Origin of the sequence: Sporosarcina sp. P25, assembly GCF_002743235.1 — a bacterium.
Lineage (GTDB): Bacteria > Bacillota > Bacilli > Bacillales_A > Planococcaceae > Sporosarcina > Sporosarcina ureae_B.
The window spans coordinates 93,061-117,173 of record NZ_PDYV01000006.1; the positions used below are offsets into that span (position 1 = coordinate 93,061).

Below are 24,113 nucleotides of genomic sequence, written 5' to 3' on the forward strand. Positions count from 1 at the left end.
TAATGACAAAACTTACCGAATATCTAGAAGGAAATGAACAAGAGGCTTTGGATTTTCTAAAGTCTATTGTGAACACTGATAGTTTTTCTTACGATAAAGTAGGAGTCAATAATGTGGCTTCGAAGATTATGGGATTGCTAGATAGCAAAGGAATTCCTTATGAAGTAAGAGAAAATGAGGAATTTGGAAACCATATAATTGCTACGATTAAAGGTTCGAAAGATGGAAAAATCTTATTGATGGGTCATATGGATACCGTTCATCCAGATGGAACGACAAAAGAAAGACCTTTCGCCATAGAGGGTAATCTTCTGCGCGGGCCTGGAGTGTCAGACATGAAAGCAGGCCTAGTTACGATGATTTATGCAGCAACAGCGCTTAAGGAGTTTGCAGCAAAGGATTTATGCGATATTGAAATCTTATTTACACCGGAAGAGGAAATCGGTTCTCCGATCTCCAGAGCAGTTATTGAAGAGAGAGCTAAAGATGCATTAGCTGTCTTCAACCTTGAAGCAGGACGCCCCGATGGTTCAGTTGTAACCGCGCGAAAAGGTTCTGCGCATCTAAAGATTGAGATAGAAGGAAAAGCTTCTCACTCCGGCGCATTTATTGAAAACGGCATTAGCGCGAATGATGAACTGGCATTGAAAATGATTAAAATCAAAGAACTAATGAAGAATGATAAAGATGTAACCGTTAATATTGGTATCATTAAGGGCGGTGTCAGCAATAATATGGTATCGCCACATGCTACAGCTACGATCCATTCAGGATTTTGGAAAACGGAAGATTTCGATGAACTGTATAAAGGAATTGAAGAAATTGTAAATACATCCTATATTCCAGGAACAAAAAGCACTTTATCAGGTGGAGTGAGTATTTTACCGATGGAATATAACGATGGCATAGCACATCTTTATGAAATTGTGAAAAAAAGTGCGCAAGAAATGTCACTGAATATAACTGAGCAGAAAACTAAAGGAGCAGCAGACGCAGGGTTTGCATCATCAATTGGAATCCCTACTATATGTGCAATGGGTCCTGTGGGCGGCAACTGGCACGCGGTCGATGAGTATATGGAATTAGATACATTCCTTCCTAGAATGGAACTTTTGATGCGATCCGTCTTGTCGTTTTCCAAAAGTATTAATTGATGAGTCAGTAGGTAAGAGATGAATATGATAGCGAAAATATCCTTTAATGAGTGCAATACTGTGTCATTTCATTATTTAACCACAACAACTAATTATCTTCTATTGAATAGTAAAGGGTAAAGAACACTTCTTGTCTTGATCCGAGAAATTCATCTATCATCTTATGGTCCTCATCTAACAATAGGTGGGGACTATTTTATGTTCACAGCAGCTTATCCGCATGAAGCGTACTAATTATATGATGAAGTAGAAGGGGTGAAGAAATGAAACAAAGGTGGATTGATTACGCAGCCTTGATTTTAGGATCTCTTATTTTTGCAATTGGAATTAACTACTTTGCTATTCCGAACATGCTGTCTGAAGGCGGTGTAATTGGCCTTTCCATTATCGCGCATTATGTATTCAATTGGTCAACGGCAGTAGCAAGTCTTGTGTTGAACTTGGTCTTAATTTTAGTAGGATATAAGTTTTTAGACAGAAAGGCGTTTATCTATACACTAATCACGACAGTATTCATGTCGATATTTTTGCAACTGACCGTCAATTGGGGAGTGCAATTCAGCCATGATACGTTTTTAGCTGCGCTGTTCGCGGGAGTGTTCGTTGGCGGAGGGCTTGGAATTGTTTTTAGAGTAGGTGGAACTTCCGGAGGAACAACGATTTTAGCGAGACTCATGTCTCAATTACTTGGCTGGAGTGTAGGTAAATCCATACTCGTCATTGATATTGTAGTTATCTTACTCTCGGTTTACGTGATAGGAAAAGAAAAGGCTATGTATACATTGGTTGCTGTCTATGTTGGCGCCATTGTGATTGATAAAATCGTTGATGGAGCAGATGATCGAAAAGCCGTAATGATTATCTCCAATCACCAGGAAGTAATTCGACAGGAGCTACTCACTACGATGGGAAGAGGTGTCACCATCTTAGAGGGGCGTGGCGGCTATACATTGGAAAAGAAAGATATTCTATATTTAATCATCAACCAATCAGAACTCGTTCAGCTCAGACGCATTTTACAGCATATAGATGAAGATGCGTATGTCACAATCAACAACGTGCAGGAAATATTCAAAAGAGGATTCAAGCAAGAAATAGCCAAAAAACACTATTCACGCAGTAGGTAGATGTGGGTAGAGTAATTGTACGGGGACCTGGTACCTGTTCCAATGTAAGGCGTTTGGTAAGCAAACAAAGTTAATAAACAAGAAAGTAGGTGCCTTATGTTGAATTTATCAAACGCAGCGTTGCTCGAGGCCTATGAGCGTACAAAGGAAATACGTGTAGAGCCAGCATTTATTAAACTTCTTGAAGAAGAAATGAAACGTCGTGGTATGTAGATGCCGCGGCGTTTTTTTTGTTCAATAATCTGTCTAGTTTGTTGAATGAAGATGAATGGTGTTTGCACTCGGACGCTTCAATCTACGCTATTTTTTCTGAACTTATCGATAAGGAACCGGTTATTAGAGGAATTGGCTGAGCGGAATAAAGAGGAGATGGACGTACTACTTACCGCACCTGTTCGGTAGGCAGGCCAACTATTATAGAATAGAGGAGAAAACACAGTCACTATCTACTCAACGAAAAGATGCTTACAAAAAACTAGTAGGGAGCGAATATATTGAAGATTTATGACCAGATTAAGCAAGTGCTTGAAGGAAGAGAAGGAGATATCATTACTGCAGGTGATTTGAAACATCAACTTCAATTATTGCATGGCACAAAACCGGGAAGCGTGATTCCATCAGACTTTTGCTATAACCGCTTTAATGCTGGTATTACATTTACTAAACATCTATTCGAGTATCTTACAAAGAGCACATATAAGTATCTTGGGGAAAATGTTACATACACAGGGCTAATTTATCACAAGTCGAAAAGTACACAAGAAGAAGTAGTGATTGGGGAATGGCGTGATGGAGTGAAAACCATCTATCCATCAGAAATGCAGGACAACGATACGATTAGTGCCGATCAGATTAAACATCTGTACGAAGAATATATTCGAGTGCTGCGTTTTGAGTTACATGTTTTGTCATGCCAACCAACAGAGTTACGCCATCTGATTGGAAGGATTGGAGAATTGTATTGTGCCATGATGACAAACGGACATCTCGCCCGCGAGACGAACCAGCATGGTTTCGACGTGGTGAGCCAAGGACGGTTGATTAGCGTTAAAACGACTGCGCAACAGAGTAATGGTTGTATAGTATTTAATAAGAACACATTTGAGAAGTTCGATGACGTGTTCGTTGTCCACTACCGCGATGACGATTTCCACATTCTGTACTATGGATCGAAAACACCTGTTGAAGAAATTGCGCGGACTTATAAAAATACGTATGAAGTGGATTTAGGACAATTGAAAAAATTGAATTCGGGAAAAGATTACAGCTCGTTGGTAAGTACAATTTAAGACCAAGTATAGCGTGCTGATTTAATAGGTAAAAGATTGATCCTTACGCCTACTTGGATTCAATTAATGTCACTATCGCATTTACAACCTCACTTATAGAAGCACTACCAGCAAAATCAGGAGTCAAAAACAGATTTCATCACTAATAACTCTTCAATTGAATCCAACAAAAGCTTTCTATGGTCTTCAAATTCAGAGAACTCAAAGCTAATGGATTGGTGATATTGCCGGCTATTTTGAAAAGCTTTATTTAGTTGCTATGAAATAAATGGTGTGGGAGACCTGCTACCTGTTCCAACATGTTTAATTTGTTTCTAGACAAGGAAAGTTAAAGGCAACAGGAAAAGGAGGTAGTCAGATAGTGGAACCTATTCGTGCAAATAAGAATTGGACATGGGTCCGTATGGATGAAGCCACACAACAGGAGATTTCCGAGTTCCCGGATCTTCCATCTGCTAGCAAACGCTGGGCAATGCTGTTATCTGGACATCAAAACAGCAATTTGGAAATGGACGCGAGTGAAGAAGGACAGGAAGCGATGTGGGGTTCCATCGTCTACTCCCAGAACGTTGAAATCCGTAGCGAAAAAAAGATGCTTCATTATTATCTCACGAAAGATACTCTACTGACATACGGCATGGATACGTCGTTCTTTAAGGATTCCGAACAGAAAGTGCTGAAATACATGGACAAAGCAGAGAATGCCATCGAAGGATTCATGGTTCTCATCGGAGAAATCACTAGCGTGTTCCTGCGAAAAATTGAATACTTTGAAGACCAGATGCATGATTTACTGTGGAGCATCAAAGCAAAGAATGATGAACCAGTCTTTGATCAGATTATGGATAATCGATACGAAATACTGGTTTGGAAAAATCTCGTCATTCCGTTCATGGAAATCCAAGAAGCGACAGTGGAGGCGTTCGGTGAAACCATTTTAGAAGGTAGTTTCTACAAGCGGACATGTCGGCGTATCAACCGATGCCACCAGACGATCCGAGAATACAACGAAGAAATAGGACATCTGATTGATCTGGAATCCATCATATCCTCCCACCGGGGCAATGAAATCGTCAAGACGTTGACCGTCATCACGATGTTCTTCACCCCTGTAGCAGCTTGGGGCGCCTTATGGGGAATGAACTTCGACGTCATGCCAGAACTCAAGTGGAAATACGGCTATTTGGGAGCAATCATCGTCATCGGTCTATCTACGTGGGGTTTATATTACTACCTAAAAAAGAAAAACTGGATTGGCAGCGTATTGAAAAATTCGAAGGATGAGAAGTTTTAGTAGGGTAGGGGATTAGGTACTTTTTCTAGGTAACTGGTCGATAGTCTGCTAACCTGAAGAAATCAAACATTTGGTTAACTGATCAAATCGTAGACAACGGATTCGTCCCCGATATGTTAACCTGCAGTAATTGGGGGCGGATCCGTGAATCGGTTCGAATGTGGAAGGGTATGTCTTTTCAGGATTGATATTCGCTTCTGTAGACAGTCCCATTTCACCAGCGAGTGCTGCGCTTAGATCTGTTGAAATATCACCGAATAGCTCGCCGTCTCCACATGTGGGTACTCTTGACTCACTTCTTCGAACGCTTGATCCCTGAAGATTATCGAATAACGTAAGACATTGGCTTTATTAATACTAGTAATTGTTTTGCACATTTCTGATGCAGTTCCAAATACATAATGATTGTCTCTTTTATTATGTTTTATATGAGAGAAGGCGCTCCGTTTGATAAAATATTTGTTTAATGATACCAGCGCACCAAGCTTCCGCATCGCTTCATGGATCTGTGACACCGAATCGAGAAAAATGGCCTGGAAGAATTCCGTCGGCACTTGCCGAAGACGTCTACCCAGTTGTGAGAAGCCGATGGAATTCAATTCATTACCGCAGGTGATTTGAAACATCAACTTCAATCATTGCATGGTACAAAACCGGGAAGCGTGATTCCATCAGATTTTTGCTATAACCGCTTTAATACTGGTATTACATTTACTAAACATCTATTCGAGTATCTTACAAAGAGTACCTATAAGTATCTTGGTGAAAATGTTACATACACAGGGCTGATTTTTCATAAGTCGAAAAGTACGCAGGAAGAAGTAGTGATCGGGGAATGGCGTGAGGGCGTGAAAACCATCTATCCAGCTGAAATGCAGGACAACGATACGATTAGTGCTGATCAGATTAAACAACTGTACGAAGAATATATTCGAGTGCTGCGTTTTGAGTTACATGTTTTGTCATGCCAACCTACAGAGTTACGCCATCTAATTGGAAGGATTGGAGAATTGTATTGTGCCATGATGACAAATGGACATCTTGCCCGCCAGACGAACCAGCATGGTTTCGACGTAGTGAGCCAAGGGCGGTTGATTAGCGTGAAAACGACTGCGCAACAAAGTAATGGTTTTATAGTATTTAATAAAAATACATTTGAGAAGTTCGATGACGTGTTCGTTGTCCACTACCGCGATAATGATTTCCACATTCTATACTATGGATCGAAAACACTTGTTGAAGAAATTGCAAGGACATATAAAAGTACCTATGAAGTGGATATAGGACAACTAAAAAAGTTGAATGCGGGTAAATATTACAGTTTTTGAAAATACAATTAATCAGAAGATAGTTATTGTACTTGCTATTAAATCATGAATTTAGACTGTAGACAAAAGTTTTATTTTACGGGTATGTACGTTCGCTTTCCGAGGTGCGATATGATATATTTAGATAAATTAAAAGATGTTTTTTATTGTTTAGCTTCATTGTCACTCTGTTTTTTAGAGTGTGGATTGAAATAATGCCCATCTGGAGTGAGGTATTACAATACAACGTCACTCCCGTTGCTGGGAGTGTGGATTGAAAAAAGATGCTTATTTAGAAACTTGAGCATTACATGTACAAATCTTTTCGTAAGTAATTAAAGAGTTTAAACAAACACCGAACACAAAGAAGTTGTGGCTATAGCCGCAACTTCTTTGTGTATTATACAGAACTCTTCTTCTCAAAATACCCATGCAACCGATACTCACAAATCTCTCGAACCCAACCAAACAAAACACACCATCTTAAAATAGCAAATAAAGTGATGACCGCGTTTGTTCTTTGTTATTTTCACTAAGTAGTAGAGGCTTATTTCCAGAAGAAATGTTTTGGCGGGATTAATACGGGAAGTTTAAGAAGAGAATGAGTACACAAGAGAGGAGCAATACAAATGTTTGATTACACAGTGGAAACAAGCAAGAGCAAGGATGAAGCGGTGAAGGATCTGGAAGCGAATCTGAAGGACGAAAAATTCGGTGTGCTCTGGAATTTCGATTTGACTGCGAAACTACAGGAAAAAGGCACTGATTTCGATACACCATATACGATTCTTGAAGTCTGCAACCCGCAGGAAGCAAACCGCGTATTGTCCGAAGATCTGCTCGTTGGGTATTTCCTTCCATGCAAAATTGTTATCTTTGAAGAGGAAGGTACAACAAAAATAGGCATGCCGAAACCGAGTGCGCTGATAGAAATGACTAATAACGACTCGCTGAAGGAAATTGCGGTGGATATTGAAAAAAGATTGATTGGCTGTATTGATAAGACAGTTTAAGCTATTTTTTACCGTACAGTATACCTCAGACGGTAAATAAGAGTTTATGGTATGGAGGAATTATTTATGGAAATTAAATCAGTATCACCAAAGAAAGTGGCGAATCAGGTGTTTCAAAAAGAACCGATTTATGTGCTGGATGTACGGGGCAAAGACGAAGCGGCTGACTGGCAGATTGAAGGAGATCAAGTCAAATACATCAACATTCCTTTCAAGGAGCTGAGTGATCCCAATTCAACGAGTCTGGAGGATTTGCCGAAGGACCAGAACGTGTATACAGTCTGTGCAAGAGGGAACACTTCCCAAAAAGCGGCTTCCTATTTGCAAGACCAGGGCTTTGACAATGTCTACTCGATTGAAGGCGGCATGGCAGCCTGGAGTGAACAGCTGGAAGCAGTCGAAATTGGTAAATTGCCTGGAGGCGCTCTTTATCAATTTGTGCGACTTGGCAAAGGATGCTTATCCTATATGGTCGAATCCGACGGGGAAGCGGCAATTATTGACGCTAGCCGGATGACAGAAACCTACGAAGAGTTTGCGCGGGGAAAAGGTCTGAAGATAACACATGTCATGGATACGCATTTGCATGCGGACCATATTTCAGGCGGTAAAAAACTGGCGGGTTCAGCGGATGCTACCTATTACTTGCCGCCAGATGATGCGGAAGAAGTTATTTTTAAATTTGAACCAGTCACTGACGGCATGAAACTTCAAGTCGGTAGCGCAGAGATCGAAGCTGTATACTCTCCAGGGCATACAATAGGCAGCACGACATTCGTGGTCGACAATCAGTACTTGCTCACGGGTGACATTCTGTTTGTAGAATCCATCGGCCGCCCAGATCTTGCCGGTAAAGCGGGCGACTGGGCAGAAGATCTGTACGAAACCCTCTACAGCCGCTACAAAAAATTGGCTGATGATTTGCTTGTGCTTCCGGCTCATTACTCGGATGTCAGTGAGCTCAATGAAGACGGTAGTGTGTCAGCGAAACTGTCTGTTCTTTATCAGAACAATGAAGGCCTGCAGATAAAAGATGAAGAAAAGTTTATCAAGCGGGTAACGGAAGGTCTCAAAGATCAGCCGAATGCATATGAAGAAATCCGACAGACAAATATGGGCAAGATTAATCCACCGCCTGAAGAAGCGAAGGAAATGGAGACGGGCCCGAACAACTGCGCAGTATAGAGGGATTTAAATGATTTAGACAGATAAATCATTTGATGCAAAAGGACTTGCTCGCCCAATGCCGATCGCAAACTCACCGTTGTTGGGAGTTGCAGAATATACTCCAAAACTAAGGAGGCAGTACAATGGTGAACTGGAATGAACGCTTTAATGACGAGAAGTACATCTATGGGACCGAACCGAATGTATTTCTAAAGGATATGCAGGGGAATTTATCTGGGGAGGTCTTGACCATCGCGGAAGGGGAAGGAAGAAACGCCGTCTTCCTGGCCAGACAGGGGCTGCACGTCACAGCATGGGACAATGCCGAATCCGGATTGGATAAGGCGAAAAAGTTGGCAGCAAAACAAGGTGTCCAGGTGAACACGCAACTGGTCGATTTGGCAGAAGCACAGTGGCAGCAGAATCATTGGGATGGCGTTGTGAATATTTTTGGCCACTTCCCAGAAGAAGTCCGACTGAAAACCCTTCATGGAGTCAAAGAAGCCGTAAAACCTGGAGGGTATTTTATAGCGGAAGTCTATTCACAATACCAAATCCCGTATCAAAGCGGAGGCCCCAAAGAGCTGGATTTTCTCTACCGACCGGAAGACTTTCTAGACGCATTCAGTGATTGGCGAATCATTCACTTTTTTATAGGAGAGGTCACACGCCATGAAGGCGACCTCCATAAAGGACTGTCCCATGTCATCCAGTTCGTTGGACAAAAGCCGTAAATATCAAGTGAGAATCTACTCAATAAAAAGACGTCCGATTTTAGAGAAATTGGACGTTTTTTTATAAAATTTTACTTCTTCAATTGAGGCAAGTTCTTTAGTATTTATTCAGCCTTCTTTAATTAAAACTCTTCCTCTCAAAATACCAATGCAACCGATACTCACAAATCTCCCGTACCCAACCAAACAAAACATCCTCATGCTGCGCTTCAATTGCTATCTGCGTTCCAAACACACCACCCTCAAATACAAACAAACCTTTCGAAGATCCACTCCACTTCGTCATCGGCATGGTAGCAATCAACTTCGCAACCTGACCTTCATCATATTCTCGAAGTGACTGACCTTGTCTATCCGATAAGTCCGCATCACGGCGATAAGGTTTCTCCATTAAATACGTATGGAAGAAGGGGGCTACTTCATTTGGTGTCACCGGTTTATACCAATCAGCTGCTCCTCTTGTCAGCATGTACTTGAGTAGAATCATCTTATAGCTTTTATTCATCAAGGTTTTATTGATTTCAATGAGAAGGTCTTTATGTTGTGCGAGTACTTCCTTCTCCGTGGCACTCAATTCTTTGGCGTGATCTAGCAGAACAGGATACGTCTTAAACTTCTGCTGAATAGCCTTCGCATCTTCGTTTGCCTTCAAATGATATTCGAGATACGTCGGGCGGTGGCCAAGTTCTGCTTTTAAATCGAAATACGCGTTAATGAGTCGTTGTTGTATCGGTTCGTTTTGTTTCATCGCTTCCAGCAAGTCGATGAGGGTCGTTTCGAAATAGAACTCGAAATAGCCGGATTCGCTAAATGTTTCGCTACTGATTTTCGCGGGCAATTCTTTATTTTCGTTAAAGACTTCAAACTTCTTCCGTGCATTGCGGTAGTTCCCGATTAAGTCGACGATTACGCAATGCGTTTTGCCGGTAGCTAAACGCAAGCCGCGTCCGATTTGCTGGGTGAAGACAGTTAGTGATTCGGTAGGGCGGGCGAATAGGAGTGTATCTACGCTCGGGATATCGACGCCTTCATTGAATAGATCGACAGTGAAGATGATGTCGAGTTGGCCTGTTTCCAGCAAGTTCCGTGCATGGGTGCGTGTCTGCCGATCCGTATTTCCGTGTAAGGCAAGTGATCGGTAGCCGGCTTTTGTGAAATAGTCGCTTAAGTAAATAGCTTGTTTAATGGAAGAACAAAATCCGATCGTGCGGGTTTGTTTGTTTGCATTCCATGCATCAAGTACCGCTTGTGCGTAACTGTCACGTAGTTGCAAGCGCAATAGTTCTTCTTCATCGTAGCGATTATTGCGCCACTTCAATTGACTATAATCCGTTTCGTCCATCACGCCGTAGTAGACGAAAGGGGAGAGCCAGTTTTGCCGGATGGCGTCAAGGAAGTGGATCGAGATCGCTTCATTGCCGTCGCATAGACTGTAGACGTCTTTGTTGTCGAGTCGGTCGGGTGTTGCGGTTAGACCGAGCAGAAATTCGGGTGTGAAGTATTCGAGTACCCGTTCGTATGTAGTGGCGGCCGCGTGATGGAATTCATCCACGACAATCAGATCGAACGCAGTCTTTGAGAATCGGTGTAAATGGTATTGTCTTGCCAGTGTCTGGATTGATGCAAAGATGATTTCCGTATCTGCGTCCTTTTGTTGGCCGTTGTAAATTCCGCTTGTACGGTTTGGAAAGACGCGTACGAATGAAGCTTGTGCTTGTGTGAGTAATTCCTCACGGTGCGCGATAAATAGGACACGCTTGTATGACTCTGCAAAGAAAGCAGCTAGATACGTTTTTCCAAGTCCTGTCGCAAGGACGACGAGTGCTTTTTCATACCCGGCTTCAACGGTTTGATTGAGCGCAGTAAGAGCCAGTTGTTGTGCAGGTCGTGGATCTAAGACAGATGATTGATAAGGTGCTGTTGGATCGACGGTGCTGCTTTGTTCTTGTTCAGTTGCCCCAAATGTCATTTCAATTTCCGTCTTGGGTTCCCATACCGAACTAAAGGGGAGTTTCCGATTCGTCTCTTCGTATCGTGCTCTATATAAATCGATTTGTTCATTGTTGATGGGTACCGTACTCGGCGACAAGAACAGTTTCATGAATTCATTCGCAGACGTTTCGAAAATGTCTTCGTCTACTGTCGATGGTGCGTAGAGGTTCCATTCGATTCCATTCGTCAAAGCGGAACGCGATAAGTTGGACGATCCTATGATGACGGTAGAGCTAGTTTGTGATTTGAAGAGATACGCTTTTGGATGAAAAGAAGTGCCGCCACTTTCGATCATGCGAAGTTCGGCAGTTGGTAATCCTTCATTCAATATTTGCAGGGCGTCGGGTTGTGTAATGGATAAATAATCACCGGTCAGAATTTTGATATCGGCACCACGCATAGAGGCGTCACGTAAAGCGGGGAGTACTTCGTTCACTCCAGACTTCATCATGAACGCTGTCATCCAGTAAATCGTATCCGCCTCCGCAGTTAGCCGCTTCAAGTCATCCAACAAGTTTTTCGTCAGCAGGCGCAGTTTAGTCATCCGTTACTTCCGCTAGATAGATTCTTTCATTAAATCCACCCCGTGCGTTAGCTTTTTTCGCGCGTACGGTTTCGAGTTCCTCTACCGTCACACCATGATAGGCAGCCGCTGCATGAATCAGTTCTAGTAAATCGGATAGTTCTTCGACAGCATCTTCCGCGTTAGTCGCTTCTTCGTACTCCGCCAATTCTTCGTGCATCTTATTATTGATTTCAGCTATGTATTCTGAATCGTTCAGTAAGCGAGTCACGCAAGTCTTTCCATCCGCCTCGATGATCTCCGGGATGAGGTCGCGGACGAGTTTGTTATAGACGGGCATATGTATCTCTCCTTCAATTCCGTAATTTGCTTTATTCTACCATAATCCAACGTTTTCTGTTCCAACATAGAGGGTATGATTATATAATTATCAGAAAACAGTATATAATTATCGTATTGTTTATGATTTATGTAGACTTATATCCTAAGTAACTCAAAAACGATTGACTACCATAGGCAAATAGTAAATAATAAATAGGAAGTACTGTCTTTTGTACTACGTCAGTTGTAAGTACTTAGAAACATGATAAAGTATGAATTTTCCTATCGCATAGGCTGAGGAGGTGAAGCGGATGTTTTCGATGACTGACTACCAAGAATACACACAAATATTCGGAACGTATTCACTGAAGATGATGTTGTTGTCGTTTTTAGTGATGGGATTCGCTTCCTATACCACACTCGTATTATATGAACGCATGCAAAAACCAAGCATCTTCAAACGGGGAGTATGGCTCGTACTCACTTCCTTGTCGTTGGCATTTGGGGTTTGGTCGACTCATTTTCTGACGATCAATTCGCTATTGCTACCTATTGAAATCCATGTCCATTACGGTTGGGCCATTATTTGTATCTTTCCTATCTTTCTTGCGATGTTGCTGACGTTTCAACTCGTTCAAAGTCCGTTGAAAGCACGCTCTCGGCATATCATGGCTGCGATCCTTATTGCGATCGGGATGAGTACTATGCATTTGCTTGGCATGAAAGCGATCAAGCTGGATGCTTATATCGGCATTGATTGGAAATTAGTGGTGGCGAGTAATATAGTAGGTGGATTATTTGCCTACTTAGCGATTCGCGGTGTGAATCAGGTGAAGCAAGGCGGTATATCGAAAGTGTTTGCTACATTGTATTTGACAGTAGGTACGTTAGCGATGCATTATTTTGTCATAATCGGTACCGACTATTATATAGAAGACGGACAAGCGTTACGTGAGTCCGTTATGCATATGCAAGTGATGAATACATTGATCGGCGTCGGAGTTGGGCTGTTGCTTCTTGGCATGTTATTGACTTCCTATATTGACGGCTATGTCGATTATTGGCTGAAGTATTTCGATGTTCTGACGAAGCTACCGAATCGCCGAAATTGGGAGCGTTGTTTGACCGATGAAGTCGCAGCCGGAGATGTGGCGATTTGGAGTTTCCCTGATCTACCGCGTATCAATCAACTATATGGCTACTCAGAAGGAGATATCATTCTGCAGCAAGTTGGTGAGTTGCTTGCGAAGTGGAAACCTTCGTATGCACATTTGTATCGTGTTAGTGGAAATCGTTATTTGTTTTTTGTGGATCAAACGGGACGCACAGTAGATTTTTATAAAAACTTAGTTGTCATGCAACGTGATATCGATCAACTACTCCCTATTAAAAACCAAGAGATGCGCTATATATGTGGATTAGCGAAGGCTGATCAGAACAAATCTGTGAAGACGTTATATAAAGAAGCGTCAATGGTGGTGGAACAAGCGGCGGCTTCACATGAGTGGGGATTGCTGACGTTCGATCCTGCCATCCATGGCATGTCTTATGAGCAAGATGTCTTGCGCGATATTTCCGAAGCGTTGGATGAAAAACATATCTATCTCGTCTATCAACCGAAAGTCAAAGGGGCTGCCCATGAGTTCGTCGGGGTGGAGGCATTGCTTCGTTGGACGCATCCGAAACTTGGAGCGATCTCCCCAGCGACGTTCATTCCCATTCTGGAGCAAGAAGGGCGAATGGGGGAAGTGACGGATTGGGTTATTCGCGAAGTGTGCAGACAGATTCATAACTGGGATTCGCAAGGTATTCATGTACCGCAAGTAGCGATTAATATTCCCGGCGAATACGTGATCGAACCACATTTACTCGATCTATTATGGAAGGAAATCAATACGTACCAATTAGATCCAAGTCGTATTGAACTGGAGATGACGGAAACGAGTACGGCGAAGTCCACTACCCAAGCGATTGCCGCAATGAAGCGATTCAGGCGTTATGGCTTCTCGATCGCGCTTGATGATTTCGGGACAGGCGTGTCGTCATTATCCTTTTTACAGCAGATGCCCATTTCGACGCTGAAGATCGATAAATCCTTTACGGATGAAGTACCCGCGCCAGCGAAGAAGTGTGCGGTGTTGAATGCGATCATTGTGATGGGGTGTTCAATGGATCTTACGGTAGTCGTTGAAGGAGTAGAGAGAATGGAACAAGTGGAATTCTTGCTTGATTTGAAATCGGATTTGACTTTCCAAGGGTATTATTTCTCAAAACCATTGACGGTGCCGCAGTTCGAAAACTGGTTGGCGGAGTCCGATAAGCAAGGATTGGTACATCCCTAACCTCATTTCACTACAAGATTTATTTAACCTGTCATAGATTGATAGTCAATTGGTGTGATATACTAGTTCTATCGCACCAAGGAATTGTATATTCCATGAATACATATATTAGCAATAGACCATATCGTCTGAGAGGGTGGAAGAATGTGTCCAATGATTCAGGAATTTTATTGGAAAGCGGCACAAATGAGCTGGAGATAGTCGGATTTGAGATGCAAGGTAACCGTTATGGCATTAACGTAATCAAAGTGAAGGAAATTATCATGCCATTGAAGATCACACCGATTCCCCATGCCCATTTTGCAGTGGAAGGAATTATTCAGTTGCGTGGTGAAGTGTTACCAGTTGTCAGTATGGAAAAAATCTTAGGAATGGCCCCTTCAAGCCACCCAGAAGATGCAAAGTATATCGTCGCTTCTTTCAATAAACAAACGGTCGTTTTCCGCGTACATAACGTGACGCAGATCCACCGAATTTCTTGGAATCAGATCGAGAAACCGTCTGGCATTTATGCGGCAGAAAACTCTCAGGTAATTGGCGTCATTAAGCTCGATGGTGATATGTTGCTGTTGCTCGATTTCGAAAAGATCATTATGGATATTAATCCGGATGCAGGCATTAACGTGGAGCAAGTGAAGAAGCTAGGGAAGCGTGAGCGTTCAGATAAACGCATTTTGATTGCGGAAGATTCCCCGTTATTGCGGAAGTTATTGTATGACACACTCAGTGAAGCAGGCTACGCGAATCTCGACTTCTATGAAAACGGCAAAGATGCATTTGATTATTTGGAGACGCTAGTGGCGGATGGCATCGATGTGAAGAAGGAAGTCCAGTTGGTTATCACAGATATCGAGATGCCACAAATGGACGGCCATCATTTCACGAAGCGTATTCGTGAGACGCCAAAACTTACCGAGCTGCCGATTATCATTTTCTCTTCACTCATCACAGATGACTTGAAACATAAAGGGGAAAGTGTTGGAGCGGACGACCAAGTGAGTAAGCCAGAAATTGCAGAATTGGTTTTGAAGATTGATAAGTATATATTGTAAGTAGTGACTTCCGTGTAGTGTTAATGGGTACGGAACACGAGGAGAAAGCAGTAAATAGCATACCAATAGGGGACACAATTCTTATATGAATTAGTGTCCCTGTTTTTGTTCCTATATCAATACTTAAAGCGGTTATCAGCAAAAAATCACAACGCAATTGGTAAACCAATAAACAGCAACACGTAAATCTATGTGCCCCTGCTAATTGCACGGCTAATAGGAGTTTCGAACATTGTATTTGAAATAACTGATTACATTGAAGGGAACAAATAATTTTTGGATAAAATGGAGATATAAGAAGTCGACTTATTCAACAAACGGGGCAGTTTCATTCAATAAATATGTTATTTGTTAACTCCAATATATTAAAACGTACAAAATATTATTTTTAGGAGGCATTAGATGAAACCACGGATTTCGGTTATAACATTGGGTGTAGATGATTTGGAAAGGTCATTGAAGTTCTATCAGGATGGACTTGGACTACCAACAGAAGGAATAGTAGGCCAAGAATTTGAGTATGGTGCAGTTGCATTTTTCGATTTACAATCAGGAGTAAAACTTGCCATTTGGAATCGTAAGAATATTGCCCATGACACAAGCATAAATCAGACGCCAAAAAGTCCTACCGAATTTACGATTGGTCATAATGTTGGGAGTAAGGAAGAGGTCGATATGGTAATGGAACAGGCAAAGAAAGCTGGTGCATTTATTACAGTTCCGGCACACGATACCTTTTGGGGAGGGTACTCCGGATACTTCCAAGACCCAGACGGACATTTGTGGGAAGTAGTTTGGAATCCAGCTTGGGAATTTACAGAATAAGGTTTTATATCACTTCATCTTCAACAATCGGGCCAGATTACGGAATAGAGGAGGGTGAATAAATGTATATGATTTCAAGCGAAGAAGCCTTAAATACAATAGCATATGTTCTTTATTTTGGGTTTCCCATTAGTCTGGTGCTACTCATATGGATCGGTGTCACCCTAACAGGAATTAAAAAGGAATTAAAGAAACAAAAAAAGTGAATTGCGGGTTTGTAAAGATATTATATCTGTTCCTCAATCGGGCGCTATTCTGTAATAAAGAATAGCGCTTATTTTTCTTATAAAGGGATATTTTATGAAGGAAGAAACCTAAGCGATGTTGCGTATTTACGTGAATACTAACATGTTGCATGTGAGATACTGCACGTATACTAAGGTGCAATATCTCACAATACACTAAAGATGCTAGCCGGACTCTTGCAATGAATAATTACATGCCATTGCATATCCTTTACCATGGTAATCGTGGATAGTAGGCTAGACTTCAGAACCATCAACTGTTTGGTGGAATTTTTTTCTGAAAGGCCGTTTAAATTTAAACTTAGCGGTTAAGATGCCTATTAAGATAAGAATTGCCCCTACATATCCTGTAGCTTGTAGTGTTTCATGTACGAAAATAAAAGCAAATAATGCTGCAAAAACGGGCTCTAATGAAAATATAAGACCTGTATCTGTTGGTGTAGTATACTTTTGTGCGCATGCTTGACCAATAAATCCAATTGCACTGCAAAGTATGCTTAAAGCTAGTATAGAAACCCATGATTCTGTTGTGTCAGGAAGACGTGGCCTTTCGAGAAATAATGAAAATAGCAGCCCCCATGCCCCAGTAAAGCCGAGTTGTAAAATCCCGAGTGCGATAGAATCAACGTTTTTCGTCAACCTGTCTGTCACAATGATGAGAATGGCATAAAATAATGCACCTAAAATGATTAGGAAGTCTCCGGAATTGATCCTCAAATCATTATTTAACGTCAATAGAGCAATCCCGGTAATGGAGATGCCCACACCAAAAATCACTTTGTTTTCAGGTTTTTTTCTAAAAATGATTGCTAGTAACAATGGAACAAATACAACTGAGAGGCTAAATAAAAACCCTGCATTTGAAATAGACGTGAATTTTAATCCGATAGTAACAACAGTAAATAATAAGAACAAGATGGACCCTAGTAGAAATCCATAAAACACTGTTTTGAGATCTATACGTATTAAACGCTTGTAGAATACAGCGCCGGCTAATATAAAGGCTATGCCAAAACGTAATGCTATCAAGTTAAACTCCTGAAAAGAATCAAGACCTATTTTCGTAAACAAATAGGATGAACCCCAAAGCATCAGCATCAGTTTCAACCGCAAATCGACAATATAGATGGCAAGAAAAAACGCTCAGAAATCTGAGCGTTTTTTAATTTTGATGGAAGTTTAAGTGAAATTCTTCTCGTAGTTAAAAAAGTGACTCAATAATTTATTGCGAGTATTACTTAAGAATAAAACTGCCATGTTATAAGTAAAAAGATTAATATAACAATAGTAACGATTGATAGAAGATAAATAGCCCTTTGGAATTTCATTAAAGTTTCCTTTTTCCAATTAAGTAGAATGAAAACAATGAAAACAGCACTTGTAATAGTCAAAATATAATTGACAACTATTTGTGGGAATACTTCAGAATAACTTCGAGCATTATTATTTAACATCCTAACTACTAATATAAAAAGGTTTGCTATAAATGCTGTACCAACAATATTTAATAGGTAAACCCATTTTTTTATTTTTACAGAGGGTATTTTTCTTCTTCGATTTAAAATACTGATTACGATTAAAACAAATGGTGAAGCGATAAAGTATATTAAACAATAAATGAATAATACAGCACTTATGGTTAACCAAAACGTACTTTTATCTACAGGGAGGTAATCTGAAATCGATGTAGAAATTTGTTTAACTTCACCGTCCTTCATTGAAAAATAAAGAACATTTGTGAGAATAAACATATTACTACCTGTTGTCATTTTATAAACATTTGGATATGTTTGGACGTAGTTAGCTTTCATGCCTGCCAAACTTACTTCAATTTCATTCTCATTTATTGATTTCACTGTAAGTGGTAGTAAGTAGTAGTACAAGTTTAGGAAGCCACTTTTTATCCTACGAGCAGAAAGATACTTTCCTTCTGTTTCTTGCGAGTTTGGTAAGTCTGCTAATTTTACTTCATCTATCTCTTTTTCTCCAACCAATTCCTTCATCAGTCCATAGGAAATATCAAGTTCTGAAGCTTGGTTCGTTAATATTATTACAGCGAAATTTTCTTCAGGGACGATATGAAAATTACTTGAAAAGGAAACTGTATTTCCGCCATGTGTTAAACCTTTAAACTTCCCATCATACTCCCAAAAACCATGTGCAATGCCAGGAACGTTTTCATTAATAGCATAACTCTGCGAAAACATTGTACCTAGCGTATTTTCGTCCTTGAATAAAACGTTTTCATTATCGGAACTCGGCATAAGCGCCATTGCAAACTTAGCTAGATCTTGAGATGTTCCATTTAATCCACCACTAGGATACATGGACATATAGAATGGTATCGATGGTTTGAAATTTCCTTCTTCAATAAGTTCATATCCATTTACTTTATTTTTTGTTATCTGCTCATTTCTTGCTAGTGGCAAGTAGGCAGTTGAATCTAGAATGCCTAGTTTTTGAAAAATATGTTCTTCCGCATATTCATTGAAGTCTTTTTCGGAGATTAATTGAACTATATATGCGGCTAGAGAAGTTGAATAATTAGAATAAGCAACGACTTTACCTGGACGATATATTTGGCGTGGCTCAGCGATTTTCAATCCTTCTTCTAAAGATTTTACAGGATATTCAGTAGCGTATCCCAAATCAAAGATATTTTCCTCGAATCCAGCAGTGTGATTCATTAAATCCAACATTGTGATAGGAACATCATAGGTTAGTTTTGTTAAGAATCCTTGCGGTAAATAGATCCTTATATCTTCATCTAAATCGATTTTCCCTTGTTCGACTAATTGCATAACTGACACCCAGACAAACAATTTACTAATTGAACCCCATTCAAAAACAGCATCATTCTTATTTATTTTAATTTGATTCTCAATATCTCCATAACCATATCCTTTTGATAAAACAACTTTATTATCTTTCAAAATAACAATGCTCGCACCGGCAGTTGTTTCACCAATATATTCATTTACATAATCGTCAACGAAACGTTCTACATTGGATAATGGAATGCCGGATGGTGTTGTAAATTCATTAGCATAAATTGTTTCGGTAAAAAACAAAGATAAAGCTAGTATCAATAAAATGGCAAAACTTTTATTCATGCAGTACCTCCTTGTGATAAGTATATAATAGCATTGAAGTTGGAATATTTATAACCTTTTAAAATATTTCACGCACGTTCTAATATGAGCTAATCTACCTTTTCGGCATTGTGATTTTTGGGTTTAATGAACTTCTTCCTTATCCCTCATCTGTATAAGACTGGTTGTTGCAACACCACATAAATTTATGTGGGAATTGACGTATTAATTCATCTTCTAAAACTGTTAATATATTGATATGACAACGAAAAATGAGACACCCATTCACATGTGAATAGATGTCTCATTTTTAATTGCTTTTTCATGTTTTCTCCCCAGCAACCGAACTCGATAGTGTACTGTGGAAGTCTTTTTTGTCTTCACACAAAATAATGCGCCACTTTCCATGAAATAGGAAAGTAGCGCGTTGGTTGTACTAAGGAATTCTGTAGCAGTTAACTAGATTATTTATTGCCGTCAGATTCATTCTCTTTATGTTCTTCTGATACATATTCTGTAGACGTTTTTTTTCTAATATCGTAATACTTTTCCGCTCCGATTCCGCCTTCGCCAATCATTTTGGAAATTTCCTTCGACCGCATTTCGTTCTTTTTAATAATCTCTTGTCTACCATCTTTAGTCATTTGCCATTCCTCCTTATAATAAAAAACTAGTATGCTTTTCAAGAAAGAGAATCTGACTTCACTTCCATTTTACCATATCGGAGTAGAAGATTGCGAATTATCAAACGTCTTCTGAATTTTTATTGCAAAATATTAAACGTACTATATGTAATCTTTGGAAATAATGGTATATTTGTTGGAAGTATTTATGCGATGGTTTTGGCATTAAACTGACAGGAGGCGTATATAACATGAAGAAATTATTCGTGTTGCTGCTGGTTATGGGTGTGTTGGTAGAGTGTGGTGAGAAGCAATTAACCTATTCTGAAGTGTCCATCGACCAAGTCAATGCAGATGTGAAAAGTTTCATTGATGGCATAGAAACGTCTGAAGAGGCTGAGGGCAACGGCATCTATATGTTCTCAGAAAAAGAAATGAAACGATATGTGTATCTGAATCAAGATTTCTTGGATAGTGGAAAAGGATTTGGTGATTTGGATATACGAACGGATGAAGATTCTTTCCAGATTTATTTGAATCAGAATGATGGACCGACAAAAGACGAGTATAAGTTATACACCATTACATTGGATCGGACGTATGAATATATGCGAGTGTTTAAAGACGATGAGGAAACGCATATTCAGTTGATGGGATTATGAAAATAGATGAGATGATCGTGGTAGAAAATCTGATGTTGTTTGCAGAGTAAGGGAGAGAGAGTATGAAGTTGGTAGGATGTATTTTGGTGGCGGGTGTTTTAGGGGTTTTGGCGTTTATAGGACCTTTAGGTTGGTATGTGTTAGCTGCCATCATTGTCGGAGTGATTTTCAGGTCGTTTTGGTTGTTGAAGGAAATACATCAACATACCGTTCCAGTCGATGCGTACGATGGCGTGAACGATGCATACGAGAGATATATTCTTGAGCGAGAAGAACGGGAAAAACAGGAGCAAAATGGTTGAGACGCTTCGGTTGGGAAGAAGTGAATGACACAACGTGGTGTATGTGTATCGACAATTTGTAGGAATGGGTGAGCGCGTGTGAAATGGATTGGCATGATCGCAGCGGTATTTGCAGTTATGGCAGCTGTGTGGATGGTTGTGAATAAATCCTATTATCCTTCTCTACCGATAGAAAACCGATCGGCAAAAGAAGTCATTGGACAATTGAATGATTCGGATCAAAAGATTATAGAAATCGACACGGACGAAGACTTCACTTGGTATATCACAAGAAGTCAGAATGATGGAATTTCAGTAGCTGATGAAGCGATTAAAGAAATGATAAGCTCCAAAGGTTGGGTATTTACAGCAAAAGAGGGTTCAGGCCTTTTCTTTGAAAAAGAAGGTGAATCCTTACTCGTTACAACACAAATGTGGACGAAAAAGTATGTACTGGTTCATGTGCCAAATGAGTTTAGGGGAATGTGAAGTGGAAGTTGTGCTTTTAATTTGAATTTGATGAGCTAGAAAATGGCGTGATGGTGGTACAACGTATACAAGGAAGCGGCCAATTTAATATAGTTAGGGCTTTTTTAGCAATAGCAAATTTTAGTAGAAGAGGGTCGTGAGAAAATGAAATCTACATTCTATTTACTCATATTGATTTCACTTATATTGGCTGTGGTTACATCTAATTTAAATATTCATACGGATAGTAAATCTGTGATCTATGGATTGTCGGCGGTAGGTTTAATTTTAGGAGCATACTTCAGTCTTAAAAAACCGAAGAAAAATAAAGGATTTTAGAAAGTGTGTACTTCAACGAACGGGAGCCGTTGTTGAATAAGAATTATGCCTCAATCGGGCCAATTTGCAGCATACTGACGTAAATATTAGGGGGGATTGGCGTGTGGAAAAAGGTATTAATAGTTTTCGCAATGGTAATCGGGGTATTTATGGTTTCCTTGACGATTAATAGTTTCGGGGACACGGGCAATAGAATAATGAATTTTGGAGGAGGTTTGTTGATGTTCTCGGCATCCATGACAGCCTTTCAAATGAATAGAAAAAGATAGCCGTATTCGATTATCGGGCGCAATTCTTGAAGAAGGATTTGCGTCCTTTCCACAATCGGGCCATTTTTTTAAAAAGGGGAGAGTAATTTGGATAATAAAAAACATCCTAAAAACCTTATTATCGTACGATTGGTAGCGACAACATTCATACTTCTGTCTTTAATATTGCCGTACTTCGGGTTAATGGAGCATAGTACAACTCCAATTGTGATTCTCGTAATACTTTTTGTTTTTTACATTATGGAAAATAAATATGGTGAAAAGACCGCGAGTGAATAGGTTTATACAAGAATCGGGCCATTTTGCGAAATAGTTTATGCTTGGAGGGGAAGCAATGAAAACTGCATTTCTAATTCTTGGTATGAGCATGACAATAATCTTTGGTGGAGGATTTCTTATTCGTTTAATAAGAGATTCTGACTTTTACATCGCTGAATTCATAGTAGGGATTATAGGCGTAATTATGTTAATTTCTGTGTTATTTCTTCAAGGCGAATCGAAATCTCCTGACAATAAATATGTGCAATAAACGGGGGCGATCCTTTTATAAGGTATATGGACCCTATTCAGTAACAAGGCCATTCTATTAAACGGGAGAGGCTGAAGTAAATGAGTGAAGGAATTAAAATAAACGCTAAGTTTTTGAGCGTGCTGTTTCTAATTGTTGGTTCAACTTTACTTGTACAAGTAAGCCTTAGGAGTTTTACTAACTTGCCGAGAATGGTTCCAGCGGTAATACCTGCGATAATTTGGACTATCCTCATCATGTGGTTCTACTTCTACAAATGGAAGAAAAAGTCGTAGTGGTGGGATAAGTAGTAACTTTCATGTTCTGCTATCGGGCGAGATTGCTTTATAAGCGATTTTGTCCATATCGCAATCTGGTCAGTACATTATATAAACCGCGGGGAGGGAGAGTATGAATAGAAATTTCTTGTTAATGTTTCTCTCTTTGTGTTTGTTATTGATAACAGCTTGTTCGGCAGGCGAAAAAGATACGATACAGGAAAATTCCGAAGTTATATCTGATAGTTCAGTTATGGGTTATTCTTATTCCGTAGAAAAAGATGCGGATAAATTCAATTGGGAAGTTAGTTACAAAGATGATAAATCAGTAATTCTAGAAACAGAAGATAATGCAAAGGACTTGGAGAAGTTTATGATTACTGTCAATGACAGTAATTTAGAATTAGTAGTATTGATTCTATCGGGTTGTTATCTTTTGATCATCGTTGTAGTGACGCTTATTCTTTATAAGAAAAAAAGAAAGATGCTTAATAGCGGAGGTACCATCATTCTAGGTGCATTTGGAGCGATAGCAGCATGTATCGCTTTTACTTCATATTTTAAATTAAGCAGTTTATTGCATGAAGTAAAATATTATTATTTTCTACTAGTCAATTAACCAATCGAGTGTATTTGAGTATTAGGACTTTGCTGTAATCGGTCCAAATAAGGGATTAGAAGGAGGCGAATATCATAAAGCGTTTCATTGTTACCTTACTAATGACAAGCTTTTTCCTCTTATCTGCTTGTAGCGAAGAGAATAATATAAATTACTTCCCAACACCAGAGGCTGCTTTGGAAGACTTGATTCAAAGCGAAGGAATTAAAGGAAGTATTGACTTGATCACTACAACGGATGCAATAGAAATGTTAGTGATCGAACAAAATGAAAACAGTTATTTTGTAGCTGAATTGCTAGAAGCTAAAAAAGGCTACACTGCCAATAGAATATCAGCAAATGCCACTATGGAATCAGGTGGAAGTTGGGAGTTAAAAACAGATTCCAAACACAGATACACCATCTATTTTGAAAAAAAGCAAGAAGATCAGAACTTTTATCCTTTATCGAATGGAGATTATTATATTTCGCTTGTTGAAGGTCATCAGATAACGAAGGAAGACTCAATTGCTAGGAATTCAATAAAAGATATTAGAGCCGTAAAAGAGTAATTAAGTCATAGTAAAAGGTTGCCCAACAATATCAATAA

26 protein-coding genes are annotated in these 24,113 nt (G+C 39.9%); 20 read left to right on the top strand and 6 right to left on the bottom strand.

Annotated elements, in window-relative coordinates; genetic code table 11:
* Positions 1–2: 2 nt before the first annotated feature.
* The 5 genes from CSV70_RS07430 to CSV70_RS07450 all read left to right on the top strand — a co-directional run bounded on the left by CSV70_RS07430 (position 3) and on the right by CSV70_RS07450 (position 4,864).
* Positions 3–1,154 carry a M20 family metallopeptidase gene (locus CSV70_RS07430; protein WP_158232394.1) on the top strand — a complete coding sequence of 384 codons (1,152 nt, stop codon included), beginning with the start codon at positions 3–5 and terminating at the stop codon, positions 1,152–1,154.
* Between the two features lie 263 nt (positions 1,155–1,417).
* Positions 1,418–2,281 carry a YitT family protein gene (locus tag CSV70_RS07435; protein ID WP_099660969.1) on the top strand — a complete coding sequence of 288 codons (864 nt, stop codon included), beginning with the start codon at positions 1,418–1,420 and terminating at the stop codon, positions 2,279–2,281.
* 96 nt (positions 2,282–2,377) lie between these two features.
* Positions 2,378–2,494, top strand: a complete 117-nt coding sequence (gene sda, locus CSV70_RS07440; RefSeq protein ID WP_099626985.1) for a sporulation histidine kinase inhibitor Sda — start codon at positions 2,378–2,380, stop codon at positions 2,492–2,494.
* Between the two features lie 281 nt (positions 2,495–2,775).
* Positions 2,776–3,570 carry a DUF7225 domain-containing protein gene (locus CSV70_RS07445; RefSeq protein ID WP_099660970.1) on the top strand — a complete coding sequence of 265 codons (795 nt, stop codon included), beginning with the start codon at positions 2,776–2,778 and terminating at the stop codon, positions 3,568–3,570.
* A 361-nt stretch (positions 3,571–3,931) separates the two neighbouring features.
* Positions 3,932–4,864 carry a magnesium transporter CorA family protein gene (locus CSV70_RS07450; protein ID WP_099660971.1) on the top strand — a complete coding sequence of 311 codons (933 nt, stop codon included), beginning with the start codon at positions 3,932–3,934 and terminating at the stop codon, positions 4,862–4,864.
* A gap of 48 nt (positions 4,865–4,912) precedes the next feature.
* On the opposite strand, the gene CSV70_RS16885 is transcribed toward CSV70_RS07450, so the two are convergent.
* Positions 4,913–5,077 (bottom strand): hypothetical protein, encoded by a 165-nt coding sequence (locus tag CSV70_RS16885; protein ID WP_369822345.1) that lies wholly within the window; start codon positions 5,075–5,077, stop codon positions 4,913–4,915.
* Positions 5,078–5,481: 404 nt separating this feature from the next.
* Between CSV70_RS16885 and CSV70_RS07460 the strand changes: the two genes are divergently transcribed.
* The 4 genes from CSV70_RS07460 (at position 5,482) to CSV70_RS07475 (ending at position 9,085) form a co-directional block, all read left to right on the top strand.
* Positions 5,482–6,192, top strand: coding sequence for a DUF7225 domain-containing protein (locus CSV70_RS07460; protein WP_233191771.1), 711 nt, complete (start codon positions 5,482–5,484; stop codon positions 6,190–6,192).
* A gap of 608 nt (positions 6,193–6,800) precedes the next feature.
* Positions 6,801–7,184, top strand: coding sequence for a DUF302 domain-containing protein (locus tag CSV70_RS07465; RefSeq protein ID WP_085132539.1), 384 nt, complete (start codon positions 6,801–6,803; stop codon positions 7,182–7,184).
* A 66-nt stretch (positions 7,185–7,250) separates the two neighbouring features.
* Positions 7,251–8,369 carry an MBL fold metallo-hydrolase gene (locus CSV70_RS07470; protein WP_099660973.1) on the top strand — a complete coding sequence of 373 codons (1,119 nt, stop codon included), beginning with the start codon at positions 7,251–7,253 and terminating at the stop codon, positions 8,367–8,369.
* 125 nt (positions 8,370–8,494) lie between these two features.
* Positions 8,495–9,085 (top strand): class I SAM-dependent methyltransferase, encoded by a 591-nt coding sequence (locus CSV70_RS07475; RefSeq protein WP_085132541.1) that lies wholly within the window; start codon positions 8,495–8,497, stop codon positions 9,083–9,085.
* 118 nt (positions 9,086–9,203) lie between these two features.
* Here CSV70_RS07475 and CSV70_RS07480 read toward each other — a convergent pair whose 3' ends face one another.
* Together CSV70_RS07480 and CSV70_RS07485 are read right to left on the bottom strand one after the other, a co-directional pair.
* Positions 9,204–11,621, bottom strand: coding sequence for a DEAD/DEAH box helicase family protein (locus CSV70_RS07480; protein ID WP_099660974.1), 2,418 nt, complete (start codon positions 11,619–11,621; stop codon positions 9,204–9,206).
* Positions 11,614–11,940, bottom strand: a complete 327-nt coding sequence (locus CSV70_RS07485; protein ID WP_099660975.1) for a nucleoside triphosphate pyrophosphohydrolase — start codon at positions 11,938–11,940, stop codon at positions 11,614–11,616. The genes CSV70_RS07480 and CSV70_RS07485 overlap by 8 nt, the downstream gene beginning before the upstream one ends.
* A gap of 292 nt (positions 11,941–12,232) precedes the next feature.
* Here CSV70_RS07485 and CSV70_RS07490 point away from each other — a divergent pair, with 292 nt between their 5' ends.
* The 4 genes from CSV70_RS07490 to CSV70_RS16455 all read left to right on the top strand — a co-directional run bounded on the left by CSV70_RS07490 (position 12,233) and on the right by CSV70_RS16455 (position 16,346).
* Positions 12,233–14,263, top strand: coding sequence for a bifunctional diguanylate cyclase/phosphodiesterase (locus tag CSV70_RS07490; protein ID WP_099660976.1), 2,031 nt, complete (start codon positions 12,233–12,235; stop codon positions 14,261–14,263).
* A gap of 146 nt (positions 14,264–14,409) precedes the next feature.
* Complete coding sequence (locus CSV70_RS07495; protein WP_085132545.1) at positions 14,410–15,315, top strand: chemotaxis protein; 906 nt, start codon at positions 14,410–14,412, stop codon at positions 15,313–15,315.
* Between the two features lie 402 nt (positions 15,316–15,717).
* Complete coding sequence (locus tag CSV70_RS07500; protein WP_099660977.1) at positions 15,718–16,140, top strand: VOC family protein; 423 nt, start codon at positions 15,718–15,720, stop codon at positions 16,138–16,140.
* A 62-nt stretch (positions 16,141–16,202) separates the two neighbouring features.
* A complete protein-coding gene (locus tag CSV70_RS16455; protein ID WP_157111251.1) occupies positions 16,203–16,346 on the top strand; it encodes a hypothetical protein in 144 nt (47 codons plus the stop codon).
* A gap of 276 nt (positions 16,347–16,622) precedes the next feature.
* Here the strand turns inward: CSV70_RS16455 and CSV70_RS07505 are convergent, their stop codons facing one another.
* The 3 genes from CSV70_RS07505 to CSV70_RS07515 all read right to left on the bottom strand — a co-directional run bounded on the left by CSV70_RS07505 (position 16,623) and on the right by CSV70_RS07515 (position 20,121).
* Positions 16,623–17,483: a DMT family transporter gene (locus CSV70_RS07505; protein ID WP_099660978.1), complete on the bottom strand. Its 861-nt coding sequence runs from the start codon at positions 17,481–17,483 to the stop codon at positions 16,623–16,625.
* Between the two features lie 140 nt (positions 17,484–17,623).
* The gene (locus CSV70_RS07510; RefSeq protein WP_099660979.1) at positions 17,624–19,498 is read right to left on the bottom strand and encodes a serine hydrolase domain-containing protein; all 1,875 of its coding nucleotides are present in this window, start codon (positions 19,496–19,498) and stop codon (positions 17,624–17,626) included.
* A gap of 443 nt (positions 19,499–19,941) precedes the next feature.
* Entirely contained in the window at positions 19,942–20,121 is a 180-nt protein-coding gene (locus CSV70_RS07515) for a hypothetical protein (RefSeq protein WP_085132549.1), read from the bottom strand.
* A gap of 230 nt (positions 20,122–20,351) precedes the next feature.
* Here CSV70_RS07515 and CSV70_RS07520 point away from each other — a divergent pair, with 230 nt between their 5' ends.
* From CSV70_RS07520 to CSV70_RS07555, 7 genes are all read left to right on the top strand, one after another.
* Complete coding sequence (locus CSV70_RS07520) at positions 20,352–20,762, top strand: hypothetical protein (RefSeq protein WP_099660980.1); 411 nt, start codon at positions 20,352–20,354, stop codon at positions 20,760–20,762.
* Between the two features lie 62 nt (positions 20,763–20,824).
* Positions 20,825–21,064 (top strand): ATP-dependent Lon protease, encoded by a 240-nt coding sequence (locus CSV70_RS07525; RefSeq protein WP_099660981.1) that lies wholly within the window; start codon positions 20,825–20,827, stop codon positions 21,062–21,064.
* Between the two features lie 78 nt (positions 21,065–21,142).
* Complete coding sequence (locus CSV70_RS07530) at positions 21,143–21,532, top strand: hypothetical protein (RefSeq protein WP_099660982.1); 390 nt, start codon at positions 21,143–21,145, stop codon at positions 21,530–21,532.
* Between the two features lie 144 nt (positions 21,533–21,676).
* The gene (locus CSV70_RS16460) at positions 21,677–21,850 is read left to right on the top strand and encodes a hypothetical protein (RefSeq protein WP_158232395.1); all 174 of its coding nucleotides are present in this window, start codon (positions 21,677–21,679) and stop codon (positions 21,848–21,850) included.
* 603 nt (positions 21,851–22,453) lie between these two features.
* Positions 22,454–22,648 (top strand): hypothetical protein, encoded by a 195-nt coding sequence (locus CSV70_RS07540; protein WP_099629002.1) that lies wholly within the window; start codon positions 22,454–22,456, stop codon positions 22,646–22,648.
* A 390-nt stretch (positions 22,649–23,038) separates the two neighbouring features.
* Positions 23,039–23,524: a hypothetical protein gene (locus tag CSV70_RS07550; protein ID WP_099660983.1), complete on the top strand. Its 486-nt coding sequence runs from the start codon at positions 23,039–23,041 to the stop codon at positions 23,522–23,524.
* A gap of 101 nt (positions 23,525–23,625) precedes the next feature.
* Complete coding sequence (locus CSV70_RS07555; protein WP_143560917.1) at positions 23,626–24,075, top strand: hypothetical protein; 450 nt, start codon at positions 23,626–23,628, stop codon at positions 24,073–24,075.
* The last annotated feature ends 38 nt before the right edge of the window (positions 24,076–24,113 follow it).